Annotated in this window: 26 protein-coding genes, 1 tRNA gene, 1 other RNA gene and 1 pseudogene; 12 read left to right on the top strand and 17 right to left on the bottom strand. The window is 49.7% G+C overall.

Annotated elements, in window-relative coordinates; genetic code table 11:
* Positions 1–22 precede the first annotated feature (22 nt).
* The 13 genes and pseudogenes from dnaX to MPL1_RS14115 all read right to left on the bottom strand — a co-directional run.
* Positions 23–1,038: pseudogene (dnaX, locus tag MPL1_RS14370) on the bottom strand (DNA polymerase III subunit gamma/tau); the annotation flags it as partial.
* 43 nt (positions 1,039–1,081) lie between these two features.
* Positions 1,082–1,178, bottom strand: an RNA gene (gene ffs / locus MPL1_RS13430) — signal recognition particle sRNA small type.
* Between the two features lie 74 nt (positions 1,179–1,252).
* Positions 1,253–3,403 carry a putative bifunctional diguanylate cyclase/phosphodiesterase gene (locus tag MPL1_RS06900; RefSeq protein ID WP_009726405.1) on the bottom strand — a complete coding sequence of 717 codons (2,151 nt, stop codon included), beginning with the start codon at positions 3,401–3,403 and terminating at the stop codon, positions 1,253–1,255.
* A gap of 2 nt (positions 3,404–3,405) precedes the next feature.
* Positions 3,406–4,062: a histidine phosphatase family protein gene (locus MPL1_RS06895; RefSeq protein ID WP_009726404.1), complete on the bottom strand. Its 657-nt coding sequence runs from the start codon at positions 4,060–4,062 to the stop codon at positions 3,406–3,408.
* 184 nt (positions 4,063–4,246) lie between these two features.
* Positions 4,247–4,337 (bottom strand) — tRNA-Ser (locus MPL1_RS06890).
* A 20-nt stretch (positions 4,338–4,357) separates the two neighbouring features.
* A complete protein-coding gene (locus MPL1_RS06885) occupies positions 4,358–5,209 on the bottom strand; it encodes a type III pantothenate kinase (protein WP_009726403.1) in 852 nt (283 codons plus the stop codon).
* Positions 5,206–5,958, bottom strand: coding sequence for a biotin--[acetyl-CoA-carboxylase] ligase (locus MPL1_RS06880; RefSeq protein ID WP_009726402.1), 753 nt, complete (start codon positions 5,956–5,958; stop codon positions 5,206–5,208). The genes MPL1_RS06885 and MPL1_RS06880 overlap by 4 nt, the downstream gene beginning before the upstream one ends.
* Positions 5,959–6,072: 114 nt before the next feature.
* Positions 6,073–6,303 carry a hypothetical protein gene (locus tag MPL1_RS06875; protein WP_040576956.1) on the bottom strand — a complete coding sequence of 77 codons (231 nt, stop codon included), beginning with the start codon at positions 6,301–6,303 and terminating at the stop codon, positions 6,073–6,075.
* A 56-nt stretch (positions 6,304–6,359) separates the two neighbouring features.
* Complete coding sequence (locus MPL1_RS06870; RefSeq protein ID WP_009726400.1) at positions 6,360–6,713, bottom strand: DUF2069 domain-containing protein; 354 nt, start codon at positions 6,711–6,713, stop codon at positions 6,360–6,362.
* Positions 6,710–7,303: an NAD(P)H:quinone oxidoreductase gene (gene wrbA / locus MPL1_RS06865; protein ID WP_009726399.1), complete on the bottom strand. Its 594-nt coding sequence runs from the start codon at positions 7,301–7,303 to the stop codon at positions 6,710–6,712. Before wrbA ends, MPL1_RS06870 begins: the two co-directional genes overlap by 4 nt.
* A complete protein-coding gene (gene arsC / locus MPL1_RS06860; protein WP_009726398.1) occupies positions 7,300–7,650 on the bottom strand; it encodes an arsenate reductase (glutaredoxin) in 351 nt (116 codons plus the stop codon). Before arsC ends, wrbA begins: the two co-directional genes overlap by 4 nt.
* A complete protein-coding gene (gene lapB, locus MPL1_RS06855; RefSeq protein ID WP_009726397.1) occupies positions 7,647–8,828 on the bottom strand; it encodes a lipopolysaccharide assembly protein LapB in 1,182 nt (393 codons plus the stop codon). Before lapB ends, arsC begins: the two co-directional genes overlap by 4 nt.
* A gap of 126 nt (positions 8,829–8,954) precedes the next feature.
* The gene (locus MPL1_RS14115) at positions 8,955–9,131 is read right to left on the bottom strand and encodes a lipopolysaccharide assembly protein LapA domain-containing protein (RefSeq protein ID WP_009726395.1); all 177 of its coding nucleotides are present in this window, start codon (positions 9,129–9,131) and stop codon (positions 8,955–8,957) included.
* Positions 9,132–9,275: 144 nt separating this feature from the next.
* On the opposite strand from MPL1_RS14115, the gene fdxA reads away from it, so the two are divergent.
* Complete coding sequence (gene fdxA / locus MPL1_RS06845) at positions 9,276–9,599, top strand: ferredoxin FdxA (protein WP_009726394.1); 324 nt, start codon at positions 9,276–9,278, stop codon at positions 9,597–9,599.
* 55 nt (positions 9,600–9,654) lie between these two features.
* Here fdxA and rpoH read toward each other — a convergent pair whose 3' ends face one another.
* The 4 genes from rpoH to ftsY form a co-directional block, all read right to left on the bottom strand.
* Entirely contained in the window at positions 9,655–10,518 is an 864-nt protein-coding gene (rpoH, locus tag MPL1_RS06840) for an RNA polymerase sigma factor RpoH (protein WP_009726393.1), read from the bottom strand.
* 116 nt (positions 10,519–10,634) lie between these two features.
* The gene (gene ftsX / locus MPL1_RS06835) at positions 10,635–11,567 is read right to left on the bottom strand and encodes a permease-like cell division protein FtsX (RefSeq protein WP_009726392.1); all 933 of its coding nucleotides are present in this window, start codon (positions 11,565–11,567) and stop codon (positions 10,635–10,637) included.
* A 5-nt stretch (positions 11,568–11,572) separates the two neighbouring features.
* Positions 11,573–12,226 carry a cell division ATP-binding protein FtsE gene (ftsE, locus tag MPL1_RS06830; RefSeq protein WP_009726391.1) on the bottom strand — a complete coding sequence of 218 codons (654 nt, stop codon included), beginning with the start codon at positions 12,224–12,226 and terminating at the stop codon, positions 11,573–11,575.
* Positions 12,223–13,149, bottom strand: a complete 927-nt coding sequence (gene ftsY, locus MPL1_RS06825; protein ID WP_009726390.1) for a signal recognition particle-docking protein FtsY — start codon at positions 13,147–13,149, stop codon at positions 12,223–12,225. Before ftsY ends, ftsE begins: the two co-directional genes overlap by 4 nt.
* Before the next feature lie 195 nt (positions 13,150–13,344).
* Between ftsY and MPL1_RS06820 the strand changes: the two genes are divergently transcribed.
* The 11 genes from MPL1_RS06820 to nadD all read left to right on the top strand — a co-directional run bounded on the left by MPL1_RS06820 (position 13,345) and on the right by nadD (position 23,928).
* On the top strand, positions 13,345–14,718 hold the full coding sequence (locus tag MPL1_RS06820; protein WP_009726389.1) for a M16 family metallopeptidase: 1,374 nt from the start codon (positions 13,345–13,347) through the stop codon (positions 14,716–14,718).
* Entirely contained in the window at positions 14,708–16,015 is a 1,308-nt protein-coding gene (locus tag MPL1_RS06815) for a M16 family metallopeptidase (RefSeq protein ID WP_152417603.1), read from the top strand. The genes MPL1_RS06820 and MPL1_RS06815 overlap by 11 nt, the downstream gene beginning before the upstream one ends.
* The gene (rsmD, locus tag MPL1_RS06810) at positions 15,999–16,589 is read left to right on the top strand and encodes a 16S rRNA (guanine(966)-N(2))-methyltransferase RsmD (protein ID WP_009726387.1); all 591 of its coding nucleotides are present in this window, start codon (positions 15,999–16,001) and stop codon (positions 16,587–16,589) included. Before MPL1_RS06815 ends, rsmD begins: the two co-directional genes overlap by 17 nt.
* The gene (coaD, locus tag MPL1_RS06805) at positions 16,582–17,088 is read left to right on the top strand and encodes a pantetheine-phosphate adenylyltransferase (protein ID WP_009726386.1); all 507 of its coding nucleotides are present in this window, start codon (positions 16,582–16,584) and stop codon (positions 17,086–17,088) included. Before rsmD ends, coaD begins: the two co-directional genes overlap by 8 nt.
* Before the next feature lie 24 nt (positions 17,089–17,112).
* Entirely contained in the window at positions 17,113–17,367 is a 255-nt protein-coding gene (locus MPL1_RS06800) for a YfhL family 4Fe-4S dicluster ferredoxin (RefSeq protein ID WP_009726385.1), read from the top strand.
* Positions 17,368–17,436: 69 nt separating this feature from the next.
* Positions 17,437–17,826, top strand: a complete 390-nt coding sequence (locus MPL1_RS06795) for an H-NS histone family protein (RefSeq protein WP_009726384.1) — start codon at positions 17,437–17,439, stop codon at positions 17,824–17,826.
* Positions 17,827–18,004: 178 nt separating this feature from the next.
* Positions 18,005–20,458, top strand: a complete 2,454-nt coding sequence (leuS, locus tag MPL1_RS06790) for a leucine--tRNA ligase (RefSeq protein ID WP_009726383.1) — start codon at positions 18,005–18,007, stop codon at positions 20,456–20,458.
* 29 nt (positions 20,459–20,487) lie between these two features.
* Positions 20,488–20,982 carry an LPS-assembly lipoprotein LptE gene (locus tag MPL1_RS06785; RefSeq protein WP_009726382.1) on the top strand — a complete coding sequence of 165 codons (495 nt, stop codon included), beginning with the start codon at positions 20,488–20,490 and terminating at the stop codon, positions 20,980–20,982.
* A gap of 9 nt (positions 20,983–20,991) precedes the next feature.
* Positions 20,992–22,041, top strand: coding sequence for a DNA polymerase III subunit delta (holA, locus tag MPL1_RS06780; RefSeq protein WP_009726381.1), 1,050 nt, complete (start codon positions 20,992–20,994; stop codon positions 22,039–22,041).
* Positions 22,038–23,294 carry a glutamate-5-semialdehyde dehydrogenase gene (locus MPL1_RS06775; protein ID WP_009726380.1) on the top strand — a complete coding sequence of 419 codons (1,257 nt, stop codon included), beginning with the start codon at positions 22,038–22,040 and terminating at the stop codon, positions 23,292–23,294. Before holA ends, MPL1_RS06775 begins: the two co-directional genes overlap by 4 nt.
* The gene (gene nadD / locus MPL1_RS06770) at positions 23,275–23,928 is read left to right on the top strand and encodes a nicotinate-nucleotide adenylyltransferase (RefSeq protein WP_009726379.1); all 654 of its coding nucleotides are present in this window, start codon (positions 23,275–23,277) and stop codon (positions 23,926–23,928) included. Before MPL1_RS06775 ends, nadD begins: the two co-directional genes overlap by 20 nt.
* Positions 23,929–23,942 lie beyond the last annotated feature (14 nt).

Genomic DNA, 23,942 nt, shown 5'->3' with positions numbered 1-23,942 from the left:
AGCCGCTTCTTGCGGATGCCGCGTATGGCAAATCACGTTTGCCATGCAATGCAATTTGATACAGCAGCTGAACATTTTCAGGCTGAATTGTTGTGCCAATGATTGTAATGAAAGTGTTCTGTCGTTACTGGCAGCACTGTCGGGAATCATCTGCAAGGTAGCGATTTGTTGCAATGCCATCAGCAGCATATCAAGCACAGTATTGAAGTCTCGGCCTAGTGCTGTCAGTTCGTTGATTTGTTGCAGTAACGACTCACCATCTTGTTGTATCAGTGCACTCAGCAGATTGTCGAGATGTTCACTGGAAATACTGCCAAGCATTTGATGGACAATTTCGCTGCTGACGGTGCCACCGGCAAAGGCAATCGCCTGATCCAGCAAACTCAGCGCATCACGCATGCTGCCATCGGCTGCCTGGGCCAGTGCACGCAGGGCCTCTGTTTCGAATGCAATCTGTTCCTGCTGCAGGATATAGGCAAGATGATCGGCAATTTGATCTATTTCCAGCCGACGCAGATTGAATTGCAGGCAGCGCGACAGAATCGTGACCGGTAATTTTTGCGGATCGGTTGTTGCGAACAGAAATTTTACATGCGGAGGCGGCTCTTCAAGTGTTTTCAACAGGGCATTGAAGCTGCTGGTGGATAGCATGTGTACTTCGTCGATCAGGTAGACCTTGTAACGGCCCCGATTGGGCGCGTATTGCACGTTGTCGAGCAGTTCACGGGTATCATCGACCTTGGTTCGGGAGGCTGCATCCACTTCGAGTAGATCGACAAAACGACCACTGTCGATTTCCAGACAACTTTGGCATTGACCACAGGGGGTTGAGCTGACGCCTTGTTCACAGTTCAGTGATTTGGCAAAAATTCTGGCAAGTGTTGTTTTGCCGACGCCGCGGGTACCGGCAAATAGAAAGGCATGATGCAGTCTGTTTTGATCCAGTCCATTAACGAGTGCACGGAGCACATGCTGCTGTCCGACGACTTCAGCAAAAGTTTTCGGTCGCCATTTGCGAGCCAGCACCAGATAACTCATCTTTGCCTGCTTCACTCCGGATCAGAAATATTGGGTGGTGGACCCATGCCAGCCTGATCCCGGCACCCGAGTCCGAAGGCTCCGCTGCTCCCTTCCGGGCCTGACGGGGTCACCAACATATCGTCGCGGGGAGACCAACACGGGCCACCATTGAAGGCGGTATTCTATGCTTTATTGGCTGTGAATGCCATCTTGAGCTTTTCTGCTAAATCAGTTACACCGCCTTAGACATGAGTACGCTGTTGATATCTTCGATAGGCATTGGGCGACAGAAATAATAGCCCTGATAAGCAAAACATGCGTTGTCACGCAATACAGCAAAATGCTGCTGTGTTTCGACACCTTCGGCGATGACCTGAATTTGCAGGGCGTTACCGATGGCGATAATACTTTTGACGATGGCTTTGTCATCGGGGTCATGAGTGATATCGCGCACAAAGCTCTGATCAATTTTGATCTGATCAATCGGCAATTGTTTCAGGTACTGCAGTGATGAGTAGCCAGTACCAAAATCATCCAGTGAAAAAGTTACGCCCAGAGCTCGGAGTTGATGCATTTTTTGCACGGTTTCCAGAACATTACCGAGAATGGTTGACTCGGTCAGTTCCAGTTTCAGGCGACCTGGAGGGATTTTGTAATCGGCCAGCAACTGTCGGACATAGTCAACAAAGTCGGCTTGTTGAAACTGTTTGGGACTCACATTAACCGATAAAGTCAGTTCAAGGGTTTCTGGCTGTGCCTGCCAGCGACTCAGTTGTTCGCAGGATAGTTGAAGCACTCGTTGGCCAAGTGGAATGATCAGTCCAGTATGTTCTGCGATTTCGATAAAAAAGGCTGGAGAGAGAATACCTTTTTCCGGGTGTTGCCAGCGGACCAGTGCTTCAGCACCAATTGCTTTGCCCTGGCTGTCGAATTGTAGCTGGTAAAACACCACGATTTGTTCCTGATTAAGCGCTTCACGCAGTTCAATGCTGGTTTGTGCGTTGGCTTCGAGCTGATTCAGCATTTCGGGATCGTGAAAACAATAGGTGTTGCGGCCAAGCTGTTTCGCTTTGTTCATCGCCGCGTCAGCCGAACGAAACAACATTTCGGTATTCAAGCTCTCATCTGCACCAAAGATGACAATGCCGAGACTGGCAGACAGGAAAAAATTGTCGTGATGAATCACACAAGGCCTGGCCACCAGTTCTGAAATTTGCAGGGCCAACTGCTCGGCTCTTATTCTTGCCTGGGACTGTGTGGAGGCCACTCGAGTGAGCATCAGTGCAAATTCATCACCACCAAGCCGTGCCAGCTGGTAGTGCTCAAGATCGAGGTTTTTCAATCTCTCGGCCATTTCTTTCAGGATAGTGTCGCCGGCACTGTGGCCGCGACTGTCATTGATCACCTTGAAGTTATCGAGATCCATGGTGATCAGAATGGAAAAGTCCTGATGTTGCTGACTTTCGCTGATTGCTGCTGCAAGTTGTTTTGCCAGATATTGCCAGTTGGAGAGCCCAGTCAAACTGTCGAAGTAGGCCAGCTGGAATATTTTTTCTTCAGCGTGCTTACGTTGTTGTAGTGCACTTCGAAAGTTGAGTAGCCCCGACGCCAATTGCTGTAATGGTCCCTTATTCTGCCTGGCCAGCTTTTTGACATCAGCAAGCATTGGCAGCTTTTCGCCATCCTGTGACAGTTCAAGTAGACCCTGGGTGATAATTAACATATGCCGGTTCAGCCATTGAGACATCAAATAGGCAAAGGCCAGCAGTAGCAACAGTGCCAATGGCACAAACATCATCAGATATCGTGAAAAAGCATTAAAGTCGTTATAAGCATCGGTGGTTCTTGCATATATTTGCGAAGACAGCAGTTCAGCGATTTGTTGATTGAAAATGGCAAAAGCGGTGAAGCTGTCTTGAGCATTGATCAAGTTGACTTCCGCCGTAGATGGATCAACGGCTGCAATTTCGGTGGCAATGACCATCATCCGCTGATAATCGGCATAGTGCTCAAGCAAAGCCTCAACTTGACGCTTATCGACTCTTGCCAATAACTCTAATTTGCCAATGTTGTTGAGATCTTTGCCAAGTGTTGCCAGTTCATTCACCAGCTGACTATGTTCACGGTAAAGTGCAAGGGAGGACATCTCGCCAGCGGTTGCGGCGCGCAGAGTGGTGAGAATTCGCTCGTGTAAGTGGCCAAGCTGCTGACCGAACATGGCGACATGTTTTAAGGATTCAAGATCCTGCAGTTGTTGATGTTCAATCTCTCCCAAGCGATTCTGTAGCTGATTCATCGCCAGCAGGCCGGCCAAAATCAATGGTATCAGGACGAGAATAATCGGGCCCATGAATAGCGACATCAGTCGCAGATTGAATTGCATGACTATTCGCCAGATGCTGAATGTGAGAGCAGCCTATCCCAATCATCTGCCGCAATCGTTGCCAGATATTCAAAGTCATCGCCGAGTGGCCGGATAATCACCAGATCAGCATCATCTGGGAAATATCCCATCACTTCGGCCAGATTGGGTGCATGCGCGACAATCACTCTGTTTTTGCCTTTTGCCACAGGTTCTGACAGCAGCTCGCGGGTACGTGCGATGACAGGAGCCTTTTCTCCTTCGGTCAGCATTGCTGTGTACATTTGCAGTATATCGATACTTTTGGGGTGGTCCGGGAACAATAAATCAGCGGTATCACGTGCACGGCAAAAGGGACTGACGATAACTTCTCCGGCTTGAAGATGATTTAACTGCGCGATTTGAGGGGCGATGACTTTGAGTTCTTCAATACCTGCTTTAGATAACGGGCGCTGAGTATTGCAGTCCTGGTAGTTAACGGGATAGTTGTCGGGGATGCTGGTTTCGCTTCGACCATGGCGAAAATACAACACCAGTCCACCTTCATTGATAGCGTCGAGTATTGAATGGTCAGCCTGAATAACGTTGAATTCATTCTCAGCCTGAACGGGATAGAGAAACCAGAGCATCAAAGAAAAGGCCGTCAGCACTAGCATTTGCAAAATATATTTTGACGTCATTGCCTTGGACCTTCCCTTTATTGGCAGAGCGCTTTTGCAAAAAACTATACTATTAGTGCGGGAATGGTCAACATGTTCTTAAACCGATGGTTTTTCTGAACGCAGTACCTTGAGACATCTGAAAACAGGTGGCAAAAATGCCGTTTTTTGGCAATAAAAAACCGGCCGAAGCCGGTTGTATGTTTGGCGGAGAGGGAGGGATTCGAACCCTCGGTACGCTATTAACGTACACACACTTTCCAGGCGTGCTCTTTCAACCGCTCAGACACCTCTCCTAAGGGACCGGAAGCTTACGCTAGTTTGCGGCATCTGGCAACGGGCCCGCTGGGGCCTGTGCTGAGTCTTTCGCAGATTGTTTGGAAGGGCGTCGCCGTCTTCGCGGTTTGGCTTTTTCTGGTTTAGCGTCTGGTTTGGCGTATAGAGACAAACCTTTGAGAACGAGATCGGCATCGTAACGGATGGAGCTATCACCGAGCACCGATATTACGGTCTCCCCATCACCACCTGTGACGGTAATGCTGATGTCTTTGAAGTTTTGCCGCATGTCGGAGATGATTTGTTGCAGTGTGGCACTGATACTGTAGAGCGTACCGGCTTGAATGGCACTGAAGGTATTGGTCGCGAGCAGGCTGTAGCCGGTGTCATCTTCAACTTCAGTGAGTGCATCGGTACCGGCGGCAAGTGCTTCACGCATCAGTTTCAAACCAGGAAGAATCAGACCACCCTGGTGCTCACCGGAGGCATTGATGATATCAATGGTAATTGCGGTGCCACAGTCAATAATACAGCGTGCCTGAGGCCGACCTTGTGACACTGCCACCAGATTCAGCCATCGATCAACGCCGAGCTGCTCCGGTGTGCGATATCCGTTGACGATGCCGAAACGCTTGTGTTCACTGTGAATGAATCTTGGTGTGATTTGCCATTGCTGTTCTGTCCATTCAGCCAGTTGTTTGGCAATTTTCTCTCCGGCCACATTGCTGACCAGCACTGAATCAATACCGTTGAGATGTTTGAAAGCCTTGTTTAATGAGGCTTTGATACCGGTTTTGCTGCGGTAAGATCGTTCGCTGTCTGTAATGTTTGAAGCTTCAAGACAGGCCCATTTGATGCAACTGTTACCAATATCGATAAGAAGTACAGTCATAAGCTCAGACGTATTGAATAGTGGCTGCTGGAAAGTGACATTAACTGACCTTTGTATAGATACTGCAGTTCCCCATTGGCATTAATGCCCTGGGCAATCGCGCTAAATGTTTCAGCGTCATTACTGATTTCAACAGGATGGCCGAACAACAAGTCCATCGAGTGCCAGCTCTGCAAGAAGTCATTCAGGCCATTGCACTGAAATTTTTCTACCGCTTCAATCAGGTTTTCGATCAGCTGTCCTGCCAATTGATTGCGACAGGGGAGCTGACTGCATTGTTGTTCAAGACTGGTGACGGGTTGGTCAACTATCTGCTGGAGATCCGGTGATAGCCGGAAGTTCAGTCCAACACCAATGACCGTGTTGTAACCGCCGTTATAGCGGGATTCTATAAGAATCCCGGCAAGTTTATGACCTTTACACAATACATCATTCGGCCATTTTAACTGCAAGTTATTGATTCCGAATGTGTTCAGGGTTTCGACAAGCGTCACGCCAATTGCAATGCTCAGACCTCTGGGGGGGCAATTTGCGGCAAAGGGCCAAAAAAGCGATAGATACAAGTTACCCATCGCAGGCGACTGCCATTGTTTGCCACGGCGGCCGCGACCGGACGTTTGCTGTTCTGCCAAACAGACAAATGGACTTTTATTGCCATCGGTAAGCAATTGCCATGCATGATCGTTAGTGGAGTTGACGGAGGCCAGTGTTTCGATACGACTAAGTGTCTGTCTGGCAGAGGCTGACATCGCTGAAGATATTGCATCCGCGCTGAGTGGCGGGGGAGTGTTTGAAGACAAAAGTGGTTGCTCAAGATGAACCGGGTAGTGACGGTCCGTGTATTTCTATAGGTTTATCTAAAATCAGGCTTTGACATCCAGCAGACTGCCAAGTACTTCGTTGCTTGTTTTGACGACTTTGATTGAGGCCTCAACCTGAAGTTGATTTTGCCGCATATCAATAAGTGAGCGCGTCAAATCAGCGGCATCACCTGCGACGGATTGGCTGGCGATATCAGCCGCGTTGCGGTTGATTTTGCTGATGCCTGACTGAATGCCGGTCATGGCTGATTGAATTGCAGGGATATTACTCATACTGAATTCACCGATCACAGATAACCTTCGTGCTTGTCACTATAGCAGTTATCGGGTCAGCTGCGTGAACCTTTAGCGTTGGTTTTGATGTAGAGCATGGCCGAAACAAAAAACATGCTGCTGAAAAACACTTCCAGCACCGGAAACCAGATGTTGCCTGAGCTGGCATACCACTCACCTATGCCATGAGCAAAGTACAGTAACACCAGATATGAGGCCCAGGCATGCGTGTAAGGTTTTCCGTGCAGAAGACCACGCAATGGCAATAGCAGTGGCATGACACCAATGAGTAACAAGGCCGAAACTGGATAGTTGTCGCTGTGTTCAGGCAATAGAATCCAACTAATCAAGGTCAGCATCAAACCAAAGTAACCCAGCAGTGCCAGGGCGCGCCAATGACCAGCGTTCATACGTTTAACTTCTTTGCGATGTCTGCCACACGGCTGCCAAGTGCCCGACACAATTTGGATTCAGTGTCATCAAGCGTGCGTTTGTTGTCGATGCCTGCCAAGTGACTGGCGCCATAAGGCGTGCCACCTGAAGTGGTCTGGCTAAGTTCGACATGACTGTAAGGTAATCCGGTGATTAACATGCCATGATGCAGTAGCGGCAACATCATCGACATGAGTGTGGATTCCTGACCACCATGCAAACTGCCGGTTGAGGTAAATACAGCAGCAGGCTTGCCAATCAGGCTGCCAGTCAGCCAGATATCGCCGGTACCATCAAGAAAATATTTGAGCGGGGCGGCCATGTTGCCAAAACGGGTTGGGCTACCCAGGATAAGGCCTGCACACTGTTCAAGGTCCGTGTGACTGGCGTAGATATGCCCTTGATCTGGAATGCTACTTTCAGTGGCTTCACAAACGGTGGAAACTTTTGGCACCGTACGAATCACGGCCTCGCAACCTTCTACTTGCTCGACACCCCGAGCGATTTGCTCAGCCATGGCCTGAACGTGGCCGCTCTGACTGTAATATAAAACAAGGATCTTTTTCACAGTATTTCCAGAACGTTTTCAGGGGGACGACCGATTGCTGCCTTGGTTCCGTGGATGACGATGGGTCTTTCGATCAGTTTGGGGTTCTGGCTCATGATGTCTGTCAGCTGTTGATCGCTCAGCGTCGGATCATCAAGGTTGAGAGATTTGTACAGCGCTTCTTTGCGACGTAAAAGATCGCGCGGACCGATACCCAGTCGATTGAGAATGTCCTTCAGCTCATCAGGGCTTGGCGGCGTGTCCAGATAGTTGATGATTTCAACATCACTGGCGTTTTCGTTGAGTAATGCCAGTGTTTCTCGTGATTTGCTGCAACGAGGGTTGTGATAAATCTTCAGAGTGGTCATGTGGTTCTGTCCAGTAGTTTTTCCAGGGCTGAAAGGTGTACTTCAGTCGGGCGAACGGTGGCCCATTTGCCACAGCCTGGGCAATGCCAATGAAGTGTTTTTCCCGAAAAGCCGCAGTTCTTGCATGTGTAGCGATCACCCCGGCTGATCATGTTGTCGGTGATTTTCTGAATCAGTGGAATCAGCGCCGGAGCGTTATTTTCATCCAGTCGCATCAACTGATACAAGCCTTCTACAGACGGATATTGATGCAGTTCCTGGTAAAGATATTCCTGCGCACTGTTTCGGCCCTGACTTTGCTCGATAAGTTTTGCCAGCATCAGACGAGCTGAAGTCAGGTGCGGGTGCCGCTGAAGCAGTTGCCTCAACCAGTTCTGAAAAGTATCGATGCTTTCCAGTTGTTGATGACATTCGAGCAATAGCGGTAGCGCCTCTGATAAAAAAGCAGGATTTTGTTTTTCTACCATGAGCAGGTTTTTCAGCGCTTTTCTTGGATGCCCACTGGCAAGATGAATACGCGCCGTGAGTATGCTCGCTCTGACGCAGGCTTCATCGTGGTACAGCGCTTGTTTGAGCATGGCCAGACTGCCATGACGATCTTTTTCAGCATTTTTTTCAGCCAGTTCACAATAAAACTGCGCGATTAATGTGCCGACTTGTTTGCGTCGATTACCGGGGATTTTTTCAGCCATTTCAATGGCGCGCGCCCAGTTTTTCTGTTGCTGGTAGATACGCAGCAGTTGTTCGGGTGCCTGATAGGGCACGGGCGAGTGTTGTAACAACTCAAGAAAAATATGCTCGGCTCGATCCAGTACCCCGGCATGCATGTAGTCCATGCCGAGTTCCAGCAAGGCATGGGTTCTTTCGCTGCTGCTGAGTGTTGGGCGGGCGATCAGGTTTTGATGGATCCGAATGGCTCGATCTGTCTCGCCACGCCGACGAAACAGGTTGGCCAGCGCCAGATGTGTTTCCACGGTTTCGCTGTTCACTTCCAGTAGTCCGATAAATACGTCGATGGCTTTATCGGGCTGTTCATTTAACAGGTAGTTCAAACCTTTGAAGTAATCCGGATTGAACGGTGTATCGTTGTGGCGCCGACGTTTTTTATAGTGTCTGCGTGCAGCAAACCAGCCAGACATGGCTGCAACGGGCAGTAGAAAAAATAACCATTCCAGCATGATAGGGCGACTAGCGCGGTTCCTTAATCGGCAGGATCCGTAAGCTATTCAGTTCCTGCTCGGACAAAGTCAGCTTGTGCTTGAGACGATGATTGTCAAAACGGATTTTCAAGGAACGTGCCCACATCACCATGCACCTGCCAGCATGCCAATCAGCAAGGTCACGACCAACAGCACTGCCAGCGGTAAATTCAAATCAGTGAAATAGAACTTTACAGACACAGGTTCCATATTGAACGCGGCAAATGCAGCACTTATCAGAAACATCACCACAAAAAGGGCGATGAACAACAACTTACGCATGATGTATTTTCCAACCTTTACTTAAAATGCTTGTTTGCAGTTATATCGTTTAACATTGTCCCAGAACTGCTGCAGATCATGTAGAATGTCGTCCGTTATGGCAGGCCAACCCTGCAAAAGTTTAGTATTCCCGGAGATTTCGTCATGACATTTGTTGTCACAGAAAACTGTATTAAATGTAAATATACTGATTGTGTTGATGTCTGCCCAGTAGATTGTTTTCATGAGGGCCCCAACTTTCTGGTGATTGATCCTGATGAGTGCATCGATTGTACGCTTTGTGAACCTGAGTGTCCGGCACAAGCAATTTTCTCCGAAGATGATCTGCCCGATGACCAAATGGAATTTCTGGAAATCAACGCCGAATTGTCACGCGCCTGGCCGGTAATTTCAGAGAAAAAAGATGCACTTCCAGACGCAGAAGAGTGGGATGGTAAACCCAACAAAACACCATTGCTCGAACGCTAGGATTTATCCCGCTAAACAAAAAACCCGCCTTTCGGCGGGTTTTTTTTGATACACATCAATCCATCAATAGTTTCAGTTTTTTCATTGCATTGTTTTCAATTTGTCGGATTCTTTCTGCCGACACTTGATAGTGAGCTGCCAGTTCATGCAATGTCGCCTTGTTGTCATCCTGCAGCCAACGTTGACTGATGATGTCACGGCTTCGCTCGTCAAGACTGGCCAGTGCATTGCTCAGGCGGTTGTGCTGGTAATCAGCAAAGTCGTCCTGTTCCAGCTCGGTCGATGGGTCTGATCTTTCCGGTGCTGCAAGATAGGCGACAGGTGAAAAAACAGCATCTTCGTCATCGCTGCTATCGGCAGGCAGGTCAAATGAGGTGTCTGGTTGAGCCAGTCTGCGCTCCATTTCCAGGACATTGCCTGGAGTCACGCCAAGATCTTCTGCAACTGCTTCGACTTCTTCCTGATTGAGCCAGCCTAGTCGCTGTTTGGCACTACGCAGGTTAAAGAACAGTTTGCGTTGAGCTTTGGTGGTGGCAATTTTTACAATGCGCCAGTTGCGAATCACATATTCATGGATTTCTGCGCGAATCCAGTGCACAGCAAAAGAGACCAGACGCACGCCTTTGCTTGGATCGAAGCGTTTGACGGCTTTCATCAAGCCGATATTGCCTTCCTGAATAAGATCGGCAACGGGCAGGCCGTAGCCACTGTAACCTTTAGCGATGCGGACGACAAAACGCAGGTGAGACAATACCAGTCGTTGTGCGGCCTCCAGATCACCGTTCTGTTGTAGACGCGTTGCAAGCTCGTATTCTTCCTCAGCGGTCAGAACAGGGATGGTGTGCACAAGGCTGGTGTATGCATCAAGGTTGCCAATTGGCGCGAGCGCCATATTGTATTGGGCTGAATGCGATGTCATTGTGCGAACTCCCTAAACAAACTTACTTGTAAGTAATACCTGAAATTTTAGCACTAAAAGTCGAAAATCAACCAGTCAGATATTTGATTAGCGGATAAAGTTCCCGTGTGGGTCAGCTAGTTTGGTTCAATAGCATTCAAATGCTTGCCAACTGCCAGCCAGGCGCCCAGAACGCCCAGCAATACGCCAATCAGCGGCAGGGCCAGAAATAACTCCCCAGCCAGCCACTGTAGACTGAAGACGTTGTCGTATTGTGAGGCCAGAGCGTTGATAGGGCCACTGATCACCGCCAGGCTGGTCAGTAAGGTGAGCCAGGCAACGACGCCACCAAGAAAGCCATACCAAAAACCGGTGTAGAGGAACGGCCTGCGAACAAAGGCATTGGTGCCACCCACCAGCTTGATGACACGAATTTCAGCTTGTCGATTCAGGATTGAGAGCCGAATGGTATTGCCTATGACCAACAACACGCTTATCGAGAGCAGTGCTGCCAGAATTTGAACTGCACGCTGCGCTGTCTGATTAAGGCTGCGTAATCTCTGCAACCATTGCATGTCCAGCTGGGCAAGTTCTATGTCTTGCATTCTGGCCAGTCGCTCAAGCAGGTCCTCGATGTTTTCTGTTTCGCTGAAGTCATCGGCTGCCTGCACAATGATGACTGCCGGCAGTGGGTTTTTGGGTAAATTGTCCAGCATTGAACCAAGGCCAGACAGTTCACGAAATTCTTCCAGTGATTCGCTGGATGATTTGAACTCCACGGCGCTGATGTCCGGCCAGGACAGTAATTGTTCTGCGAGTTGCTGACCGCGGGTGTCACCAACTTCATCATTAAGGAACAGTGAAATTTGATGGCTGTCCTGCCATTGGCCGCTGATTTGAGCGACATTGGTCAGCATCACCAGCAAACCAGCAGGCAGTGCCAGGGCAATTCCAATCACAACGATGGTCATGATGCTGGCCAGGGGATGTCGCCATAGATCACCCAGGCTTGCCAACATCACTTGAACATGGCGCAGCAGATAATTTTTAAAACGATCAACGATATCCATGTCGGTTATTCCGCCAGTCTGCCGTTTTGCAGCACGATGCGACGATAAGGCATACGGCTGATCAGATCGTGGTCATGGCTGGCAATAAATACAGTCACGCCGACCTGATTAAATTGTTCAAACAATTGCATGATTTCCTGAGACAGTTCGGGATCCAGATTTCCGGTCGGTTCGTCTGCGAGCAAAATTGGTGGACGATTCACCACGGCCCGCGCAATGCCGACTCGTTGTTGTTCGCCTCCCGACAGCGCGATTGGCAGGTTTCGCTCCTTACCGAGTAGCCCTACTTTGTCGAGAGCAGCGCGAACCCTGCGGCCGATTTCCCGGTGATTTTCACCTGAAATAATCAAAGGTAAGGCGACATTGTCAAACACGGTACGATCATGCAGCAGATTGTGATCCTGGAATACCAGACCAATCATTCGACGGTAGTAGGGGACTTTCCATCTGGGCATTCGGCCGAGATTCTGGTTATTGATGATGACTTGGCCGTGGGTGCTGCGCTCAATCAGGGCAATCAGTTTCAGTAGTGTACTTTTGCCTGCACCGGAATGGCCGGTCAGAAAAGCCATTTCACCACGCTCGAGATGAAAGCTCAGACCGGACAGTGCTTCATGCTGATTCGGGTAGCGTTTGTAGACCTGATTAAAGTTGATCATTTTATTTCTTCACGCCCCAGCAGCGCATCGACAAAATCACTGGCATCAAATGGTCTGAGATCGTCAATCTTTTCACCCACTCCAATGTAGCGGATAGGCAAGCCTGTTTTTTTGGCAATCGCAAAGATGATGCCGCCCTTGGCTGTGCCATCCAGCTTGGTCAGACTGATACCGGTGACCCCGACTGCTTGATGAAATTGCTGAGCTTGTTGCAAGGCGTTTTGTCCAGTGCCTGCATCCAGCACCAACATGATTTCATGGGGAGCCTCTACATCCAGTTTGCTCATCACGCGCTTGACCTTCTTGAGCTCTTCCATCAGGTTGGACTGGGTGTGCAGACGACCCGCAGTATCGGCGATCAGAATGTCAGTGTTACGAGCTGTGGCTGATTGAAGAGCATCAAAAATCACTGAGGCTGAATCGGCGCCGTGTTGTTGCGCAACCACAGGAATATCATTGCGCTCTCCCCACACTTGAAGTTGTTCCACTGCGGCCGCACGGAAGGTATCGCCTGCGGCTAGCATGACGGATTTACCTTGACGCTGAAACTGCTTGGCTAGCTTGCCGATGGTGGTTGTTTTGCCAACACCGTTGATGCCCACCATCAGGATCACATAAGGCCCGGTTCGCTCAGAGACTTGCAACGGTTTTTCAACCGGCTTGAGCAGCTCAACCATGTCATCTCGAAGCGCGGTAAACAACGCTTCGGTGTCGGTGAGCTGTTTTCTGGCAACGCGCTGTGTCAGGTCGTTAATGATAGTCTGGGTGGCTTCGATACCAAGATCGGCGGTAATGAGCTGTGTTTCCAGCTCCTCAAGCAAATCAGCGTCAATGGCTTTTTTTCCGAGCACCAGATCGGCAAAACCATCATCGGTCAATTTTTGACTGGTTTTGCTCAGGCCCTGTTTGAGCCTAGCCAGCAAGCCGGGGGCATCTGAGGTGTCTTTGACTTGTGTGTCAACCTGCTTTTGCGGATGATGTGCGTCCTGTGGATGAGAGGGTGAAGCTTCAGAACTTGAAGCGTTTTCATCCGTACCGGTTTTTTTTCTTCAGGAAACTAAACATAATCTCTTTTGTCGTTAAAGTTCGTTCAGATCTTACCATTCAAAACATACGAGATGCAGATGCGTAATCTAAAAAAATGGTTTCTAGTCACATGGCTGGTCATGCCACTGCTGGTGATGGCAGACCCCGTGGAATACCAGCTCGATAACGGGCTCAAGCTGATAGTCAAACCGGATACCCGATCACCGGTCGTGGTGTCACAAGTGTGGTACAAGGTTGGCTCCAGCTATGAGTACAACGGTATTACCGGGATTTCACATATGCTTGAGCACATGATGTTCAAAGGCACTGAAAATCTTGAACCCAACGAGTTTTCCAGAATCATTGCTGCTAACGGTGGTAGCGAGAATGCCTTTACCAGTCGTGACTACACAGCTTATTTCCAGACCCTGGAACGTGATCGACTGGCAGTGAGCTTCCGCCACGAAGCAGATCGAATGCAAAATCTGCTGCTGGATGAGGCAGAACTGCTCAAGGAAAAAGAAGTCGTTGCAGAAGAGCGCCGCATGCGCACCGATGACAATCCGCGCGGCCTTTTGTATGAAGCCTTCAGTGCGACGGCTTTTATGAACAGTCCCTATCACCATCCGGTCATTGGTTGGATGGTAGATATCGAACATTACACCATTGAAGATCTGCAACGCTGGTACGACAAATGGTACGCCCCCAACAATGCAACGGTGGTTGTGGTGGGCGATGTTGACCCCGAAGAAGTTTACCAATTGGCCTTGAAATATTTTGGCCCGGTAGAAGCGCGTGAAGTAGCCGTACTCAAACCGCAAACCGAGGTGCCACAAAACGGTAAGCGTTATATCGAAGTCCGTGCACCTGCAGAGCTGCCATCGCTGATGATGGGTTGGAAAGTGCCGGTTATCAAAACGGCCGACATTGAATGGGAACCTTATGCACTGGATGTGCTTGCGGCTGTGCTCGACAGTGGTAGCAGCGGACGCTTTGCCAGACAATTGGTGCGTGGTGAACAGGTTGCCGCTGGCGTTAGCGCTCGCAACAATGCATTTGCCCGCCTGGACGAAGTATTTATCATCAGCGGCACACCGGCTCAGGGTCGCACCATAGAAGAACTCAAAGCTGCCATCATGGCGCAGATAGAAACGCTGCAAACCAGTCTGGTTTCAGAAGAAGAACTGCATCGGATAAAAACCCAGGTCATTGCCAGCTCAGTCTACGAGCAGGACAGTTTGTTCTATCAGGGCATGCAAATTGGCATTCTGGAGACTATTGGACTGGATTGGCGATTGAGTGATGCCTACGTGGATAACATTAACGCAGTCACCGCCGAACAGGTACTGGCTGTGGCCCAGAAGTATTTTGTAGACCATCGATTGACCGTTGGCGAACTGACCCCTGTTTCTGCCGATGAAAATCATTCACCAGCGAACGCCAATGGAGGCCACCATGCTAACTAGGATTATGTCCTTTTGTGCGCTGCTGATAACTTCGGTTTCAGTCACTGCAAGCCCCAACATTCAGCAATGGCAATCATCCAACGGAACGCCAGTCTGGTTCTTTGAAGCACCACAACTGCCAATGGTTGATATTCGTCTGGTGTTTGATGGTGGTGCGGCGAGAGATGCTGACAAATCTGGCTTGGCCTTGTTGACCAACTCAATGCTCAATGAAGGTACAGCCAGCATGAACACTGACGAAATAGCGGATGCCTTTGCCAATGTCGGGGCCCGCTACAGTGCCAGTGCCGAACGCGATATGGCCGTGCTCAGTTTGCGAACTTTGAATGAACACGAAGCCATGGAAGTTGCGCTGGATACCTTCACACAAATCCTCACCTCTCCCAGCTTTCCTGAAGCCTCATTTCAGCGACTGCGGAATCAGATGTTGACCGGATTGCAGGCGGAACGTCAGTCACCAGGGGCGATTGCCAGTCGAGCTTTTCAAGCCGGGATTTATGCTGAAGACCACCCATACGCGAGCATGCCCGCTGGTCATGAACAGACGTTGGCTGACATTTCATTAGAAGATATTCAGGCGTTCTACCAACGTTATTACGTGGCGGCTAATGCGGTGGTGGTGATTGTGGGTGATCTTGACCGAAGACAGGCCGAAGCGCTGGCAGAACAACTCCTGGCTGATTTGCCCAAGGGCACGCCTGCTGATCCGCTGCCAGTTGTTGCAGAGTTATCGTCTGGAGTTGTCAACCATATTGAACATCCCTCCAGCCAGACACATATCATGGTTGGGCAGCCAGGCATGACCCGCCATGACCCTGATTATTTCCCGCTCTATGTGGGTAATCATATCTTTGGCGGCAGTGGTCTGGTGTCACTGCTGAGTGGTGAAATCAGGGAAAAACGCGGTTTGTCCTACGCCAGCTATAGCTTCTTTCGACCCACGCGTGAAGCAGGGCCTTTCCAGATGGTATTACAGACCCGCAATGATCAGGCTCAAGAAGCACACCGTGTCATGATGCAGACACTGAGTGACTTTATTGAGAACGGACCTACGCAAGAACAACTCGAAGCGGCACAGCAAAACATTACTGGTGGTTTTGCCCTACGTCTGGACAGTAACAGCAAAATTGCAGACTATCTGGCGATGATGGCCTTTTATCAACTGCCTGATGATCATTTATCCAGATTCAATGAGCGGGTAAACGCCGTGACTGTTGAACAGATTCGCGATGCTTTTCAGCGCAGATTGGCCCCCTCCAGGATGCTGACGGTGATGGTTGGTGGCAAAACAGAGTAAAGCGAAGCCCAACACACTGCGGATAATTGGTGGACAATGGCGTGGGCGTCGACTCGGATTTCCTGATGTTACAGGACTGAGACCGACCCCGGATCGGGTCAGGGAGACAGTATTTAACTGGCTGCAGACAGTGATTCCTGGCGGGTATTGTCTGGATTGTTGTGCTGGCAGTGGTGCATTGGGATTTGAGGCTGCGTCTCGAGGCGCTTTGCATGTAGATATGGTTGAGCCTGATCGTCTGGCCTTTCAGCAGCTTCAGACCAATGCGTCACAATTGCAGGCAACGACGTGTGAACTGCACCAGATGACAGCTCAGCAGTTTATCGCCAAGTGCAACAAGCCATATGATGTGGTGTTTTTGGATCCGCCCTATCAAGCAGCCTTATGGACACCACTGGCACAACTGCTGACTCAGCACAATCTGCTTAAGCCGGAGGCAAGAATTTATCTTGAATGCGGCAGTAAACAGGACATGCCTGAATTGCCTGCCGATTGGCAATTATTCAAAGATAAAGTCGCAGGTGATGTAAGATATTGTCTGTTTATCAGAACCACAGGCAAGCCGAGTGAGTAACAATACTGCCATTTATCCCGGAACCTTTGATCCGATCACGCATGGTCATATTGATTTGATTGTTCGTGCCAGCAAATTGTTTAAAAAAGTGGTGGTTGCGGTAGCAATCAATCCCGGCAAGACACCTTTTTTTACGCTGGCTGAGCGGGTAGAGCTGGCAAAACTTACCTTACGAGACTTTGATAATGTCGAAGTGTGCGGTTTTGAAGGTTTGTTGATAGAAGCTGCTGCACAAAAAGGAGCGAATATCATTCTCAGGGGGCTGCGCGCGGTTTCCGATTTTGAATATGAAATTCAACTTGCTGCAATGAATCGGCGTATGCAACCGGCAATTGAGACTTTATTTTTGACGCCCTCAGAGCAGTTTACTTATATATCTTCAAGTCTGGTCAGAGAGATAGCCAGACTGGGTGGAGATGTTTCGGATTTTGTAGCGCCAGAGGTGAAGTCTGCACTTCAGCGAAAGCTCGCTCAAATCCCTGATAAACACCATCATTAATTACTGATTTTCTGGAGTGCTGTGATGTCTTTATTTATCACTGATGAATGTATCAATTGCGATGTTTGTGAACCGGAGTGCCCTAATGGCGCTATTTCACAAGGTGAAGAAATCTATGTGATTGATCCTGCGCTTTGTACCGAATGCGTAGGCCATTTTGATACACCGCAATGCGTTGAGGTGTGTCCGGTTGATTGTATTCCTAAAGATCCTGATAACGTAGAAAGCCATGATCAGCTCTACGCGAAATATCAGTTACTTATGTCTGCAAGCCAATAGCAAATTGTTAGCGGTCTGTGTAAAATAAAATGTGCACGACACAAATAATAATCTTTGAGGAATCTGTAAATGACCGATTTATCAAAAATTGATTTAAAAAGTCTTTCTGAGCAAGAGTTGCAGAACCTGATTAATCAATCAAAAAAACAAATCAAAAAATTAAAAACAAAAAAGCAGGACGCCCTGAATAGTAAAGATGCTGATGTTGCAGCTGTTGCTGACGCGGTCAGACAACTTGCCAAAACTAAGAAAGTTACACCTGCCCTTGCATTGAGCGCTGTCGCCAAAAACATGCGTGTTGCAATGACGCCCCAGCGTAAACCACGTGCCACTGCTGATGTTAAATATCGCCACCCACAGGACCCATCCAAAACCTGGAAAGGTTTTGGCAAACGTCCTCTGTGGCTGGTTGAAGAGCTCAATCGCGGCAAAAAAATTGAAGATTTCAGAGTCGGCTAAAGCATCGATCTTACTTCACCCAAAAGGCAGCCATCGGCTGCCTTTTTTGTATGGCAACAACATGCTGATGCTGCCGTACTGACAATGAAGCGGCTTGAGCCAGTCACTCGCGGCTTTCAGCATCGCCAATGCTGCGGTATCCTTGTCTGCTTTTCATCCAGTAACAGCACAGAGAATCATGCAAGCTGAATATCATCCAGAACAGGTAGAAAAAGCGGCCCAGCAGTGGTGGCAACAACACAACAGCTTTGAGGCCGTCGAAGACAGCAGCCGCGAAAAGTATTATTGCCTGTCGATGTTTCCTTACCCCAGCGGTCAACTACACATGGGGCATGTCCGCAACTACACCATCGGCGATGTCATCTCCCGTTTTCAGCGCATGCAAGGCAAAAATGTGCTGCAACCCATGGGCTGGGATGCTTTTGGTCTGCCTGCTGAAAATGCTGCAATCAAAAACAAGGTGGCACCGGCTGCATGGACTCACAGCAATATCGACTACATGCGTGGTCAGCTGCAACGCTTGGGATTGGCCTATGACTGGAATCGTGAAATAGCCACTTGTGATGCAGATTACTATCGCTGGGAGCAATGGTTGTTTGTTCGATTGTTCAAGAAAGGCTTGGTCTATAACAAAACGGCAGCGGTTAACTGGGATCCAGTTGATCAGACGGTATTAGCCAATGAACAGGTCATTGACGGTCGTGGCTGGCGTTCTGGTGCATTGGTGGAACGGCGCGAGATCCCGCAGTGGTTCATGAAGATCACCGACTACGCCGAGGATCTGCTTGAAGATCTTCAGCAATTAGAAGGTTGGCCTGAACAGGTGAGAACCATGCAAGCCAATTGGATCGGTCGCTCTGAAGGTTTGCAAATCAGCTTTGATATTGAAGCTGGAGCAACATCGCTCACGGTCTATACCACGCGTCCGGATACCTTGATGGGTGTGACCTATCTTGCGATAGCGGCAGAGCATCCACTGGCGTTGCAAGCAGCCGAAACAAACGCTGCATTGGCTGAATTTATCGAACAGTGCAAAAAAACAGGCACTTCTGAAGCGGCGCTGGAAACTGCCGAAAAGCTTGGCATGGCCACCGGCCTGTCAGCAATTCATCCGGTGACTGGTGAAGCTATTCCGGTCTGGGTCGCTAACTTTGTGTTGATGGGTTACGGCACGGGGGCGGTGATGTCTGTGCCTGCCCATGATCAGCGAGATTTCGAGTTCGCTCAGAAATATCAGTTGCCAGTAAAACAGGTGATTGATGCCCTCGATGGAACGGATGTGGATATCAGCGAAAATGCCTATACAGCCAAAGGCAAGCTGGTTCAATCCGGTCAGTTTGATGGATTGAATTTCGAACAAGCCTTTGAGGCAATTGCCGCGTTTTTGCAGCAAGCGGGCAAAGGTGAAAAACAGGTCAATTACCGCTTGAGAGATTGGGGTGTTTCAAGACAACGCTATTGGGGCACGCCGATTCCGATCATTTACTGTGCTGATTGTGGTGCTGTGCCAGTTCCTGAACAAGACTTGCCGGTGGTGTTGCCTGAAGATGTGGTGGTAGATGGTAGTGGTTCACCACTCAATCAAATGGCTGAGTTTTACCAATGCCAATGTCCTGTCTGTGGCGGCGATGCACGCAGAGAAACTGACACCTTTGATACCTTCTTCGAGTCATCGTGGTATTACGCTCGTTTCACCAGTGCCGATAATAAATCGGCAATGCTGGATCAGCGTGCTGACTACTGGTTGCCGGTAGACCAATATATTGGTGGCATTGAACACGCGGTGCTGCATTTGCTGTATGCCAGGTTTTTTCACAAATTAATGCGTGACGAAGGTCTGGTCAGCGGTGATGAGCCTTTCAAAAATCTGCTGACTCAGGGTATGGTGCTGAAAGACGGTGCCAAAATGTCCAAGTCGAAAGGCAATACGGTTGATCCTCAGGCACTGATTGATCAGTACGGTGCAGATACGGCTCGCTTGTTTATGATGTTTGCAGCACCGCCGGAAATGTCACTTGAATGGTCGGATCAGGCGGTGGATGGTGCACATCGGTTTTTGAAACGTCTCTGGCGAGCTGTTCAGGAGTACCGTGTCAAGGGAGCCAAAACTGCCTTACCGGAAACTGAGTTGTCAGAGTCGCTGCAAACATTGCGTCGTCAGGCGCACCAAACGCTGGCCAAGGTTCAGGATGATCTGGGAAGACGTCATACATTCAACACCGCAATAGCGGCCATCATGGAATTGATGAACGCGCTGGCCAAGCATCCGAACGAGACCGCTGAGGACCACGCGGTGATTGGTGAGGTACTGGAATTGGTGGTGTTGATGTTAGCGCCTATCACACCTCATATCAGTCATGAACTCTGGCTGGCCCTGGGTCATGAGACTGCTGTGGTCGACGCCAGCTGGCCTGAGGTTGACCAAGCGGCTATCAAGCAGGATAAAGTTGAGTTGATGATACAGGTCAATGGTAAGCTACGAGCCAAAATCAGTGTTGCTGCCGATGCTGATCAAGCAACAGTTGAGGCAGCCGCTTACGCTGAAGAGAATGTACAACGGTTCATCGAGGACAAAACAGTTCGTAAGGTTATTCTGGTTCCGGGGCGTTTGCTGAATATCGTCGTCGGCTGACAGTTGCTTCTGAGGATGAAAATAGATTCATGAAACTGCTGATTTCAAGGTTAGTGCTCCTGATGAGCATGCTGGCAATTACGGCCTGTGGCTTTCAGTTGAGAGGCGCTGCCGAATTACCTGATGAGCTCAAGTTGCTATACGTCCAAGGCGTTAACATGCAGCGGGATTTTGGCCTTGAGCTTCGGCGCACACTGACTCGTAATGGCATCACGGTTGTTGATCGTTACCAGGAAGGTGCCGCGGTCCTGTCGATTATTGAAAACAATTTCGAAAGGCGGGTGCTGTCGGTTTCTTTCAGCGGCAAAGTCAGTGAATACGAACTGGAACGACAAATTGTGATTCAGTTGGTTGATGCGAACTCCACCATGCTGATTGATGCCGAGCGCTTTGAAGCACGCCGTGATCTGCAGTTTGACCCGGATCAGGTTATCGGGCTCGGTGAAGAACAGCGACTGCTGGAAGTACAGATGAATGAGCAATTGGTCCAGAGTATTCTGCGGCGTTTGTCTGTATTGCGATAAGCACTGCAGATGCGACTGAAAAGTGAACAACTCGCACAACAACTGCAACAACAGTTGCTCCCTGTTTACCTGATTCATGGTGATGAACCGCTATTAGTCGAAGAGGCTGCGGATGTTGTTCGCAGTGCATTGCGACAGCATCAGGCAGAACGTCAGGTATGGCATGTTGAAGGACGGTTTGACTGGACACAGATCCCCTGGCAAGCGCAGTCGATGTCTTTGTTTGCTTCCCGGCGTTTGTTGGAAATTCGCTTGCCGTCAGGCAGTCCGGGCAAAGAGGGCAGCGAACTGTTGAGAAATTTCGCCAGTCAGCCTGCTGAAGATACAACCGTGTTAATCATCAGTGGCAAAATTGCACCTGCCCAACAAAAAGCTAAATGGTACTCAGAGCTGGAACGTATTGGCGCGACGGTGATGATTTGGCCCGTGACGCTGGATCGTCTACCTGCCTGGATCAGGCAACGAGCAGCGCAACGAGGCGTATCGTTCAACGCTGACATTTCGGCGGTCATTGCCGAACGCGTTGAAGGTAATCTGTTTGCCGCTGCTCAAGAGGTAGACAAGTTGGCCTTGCTGGCCGACAACGGCCATGTTGAAGATCAAATGGTACTGGCCTCAGTAGCTGACAATGCCCGTTTTGAAGCTTTTGGACTGATGGACCAGATCTACGCTGGGCAGATTGATCGAATACCCCGAACGATTCGAACATTACAAGCCGAGGGTGTTGAGATTCTCAGTGTGTTTTCTGCTGTATCGTGGTCTGTGCAACGATGTGTCGATATGGCACTTCAGCTTCAGCAGGGCCGCCCATTGCAACAGATTTTTGCCAGTCAGAAACCCCCGGTATGGGAAAAAAGTCAGGCGATGATAAGACGGGCACTAATGCGCCACCAACCCCAGCAATGGCTGATGTTTTTACAGCAGCTGTCACTGGTTGACCAGGCTGCCAAGGGGGGGCTTTCGGTATCACCCTGGCAGCTGTTGGAAGCGCTTTGCCTACAGCTTGCCGGTGTACAATTAAACACTGCGACTGCCGAGATTAGAGGAGATTTTCATTGAACATCAGTGATTACATGCAGACACTGGGACAGCAAGCCAGACAAGCTGCCCGTCTGCTGGCACGCGCGTCAACCAGTGACAAGAATGTCGCCTTGCTTGAGATCGCGACGCAGATTCGCTCGGCCGCAAGCAGCCTCAAAGAAGAGAATGCCAAAGATCTGGACACTGGCAAGGCAAAAGGCCTCGACGCCGCAATGCTGGACAGACTCACGTTGACAGATGCGCGCATCGAACAAATGGCCGAAGGACTGGAGCAGATTGCTCAACTGCCAGATCCAGTGGGCGAAATCAGCAATATGACCTATCGTCCATCAGGAATTCAGCTGGGTCAGATGCGTGTACCACTGGGGGTGGTTGGAATCATCTATGAATCGAGACCCAATGTGACGGTTGATGCCGCTGCGCTGTGTCTGAAATCCGGCAATGCCACTATTTTACGTGGCGGCAGTGAAGCCATTCATTCCAATCAAGCGATTGCTAAGTGCATCGAAGCCGGTTTGATCAAGGCTGGCTTGCCTGCCAACGCAGTTCAGGTTGTTGAAACCACTGATCGCTCGGCAGTCGATGAGTTGGTGCGAATGACCGATTATGTGGATGTCATTGTGCCTCGTGGAGGCAAGGGCCTGATTGAGCGTGTCAGTCGGGAAGCCCGCGTACCTGTGATCAAACATCTTGATGGCATTTGTCATGTCTACATTGATGCTGAAGCCGACTTGTTAATGGCCGAGGAAATCGCGTTTAACGCGAAATGCCATCGATATGGCGTTTGTAATGCGATGGAGACTCTATTGGTGGATATCGCTATAGCTGCCGAGTTTCTGCCAAAAATTGCGGTGCGCTATGCCTCTGAACAAGTTGAACTGCGTGGTTGCGAACGCACACGTGAAATTTTGCCTCAGGCGATTGCCGTGACAGAGGTTGATTGGGATACCGAATACCTGGCTCCGATATTGTCAATTCGAGTGGTAAACGGACTGGATGAAGCGCTTGATCATATTGACCGGCACAGCTCGGCGCATACAGAAACCATCGTGACGGAAAATTACAGCAAGGCTCGACGTTTCTTGCGTGAGGTGGATTCGAGTTCGGTCATGGTCAATGCTTCGACTCGATTCGCCGATGGTTTTGAATACGGTCTTGGTGCTGAAATTGGCATTTCCACTGACAAAATTCATGCTCGTGGCCCGGTTGGCCTGTTGGGCTTGACTTCGCAAAAATGGATCGTGCTGGGCAGTGGTCAGATTCGAAACTGAGTTACCCGCAATAGGTATTCTGGGCGGAACCTTTGATCCGGTACATTTTGGTCATTTGCGTCCGGCGCTTGAAGTGATGCAACAGCTCAATCTTGAGCAAATGCGTCTGATTCCCTGTGCGACACCGCCACATCGGCAACAACCGGTTGCTTCAGCCAAGGAACGCCGACTCATGCTGGAGTTGGCGATCAAGGGCCTGGAAGGTTTTATGGTGGATGATCGTGAATTGCATCGCAGCGGCCCTTCATATTCAGTGGATACCTTGCTAAGCCTGCGTGAACAGTTTCCCGAGAATCCTTTGTTTTTTCTGGTGGGCAGCGATGCTTTTCAGGGCCTTCACAGCTGGTCACGCTGGACAGAATTATTGGACCTGGCACATCTGGTGGTGATGCAACGACCTGAGCAGCCAAGCCAGTTGCCTGATGAGCTCGACAATTGGTATCACTCGCATCTTGCAACAGCCGCCGATCGAACACTCGCGGCTGGAAAAATATGGCCGTTGGCGGTGACGCAGATGGCGGTTTCTGCCACCCAAATCAGAAACTGCTTTGCCGAGCATCGCTCAGCGCGATTTTTGATGCCGGAGGCTGTTATCAGCCTGATAGACCAATTGGGGTTGTATCACCCTGATTAGACCGTTTGAGGCCC

This window comes from Methylophaga lonarensis MPL (genome assembly GCF_000349205.1).
In the GTDB taxonomy this organism is placed as follows: domain Bacteria; phylum Pseudomonadota; class Gammaproteobacteria; order Nitrosococcales; family Methylophagaceae; genus Methylophaga; species Methylophaga lonarensis.
This window is presented reverse-complemented; position numbering and strand designations above follow the sequence as displayed.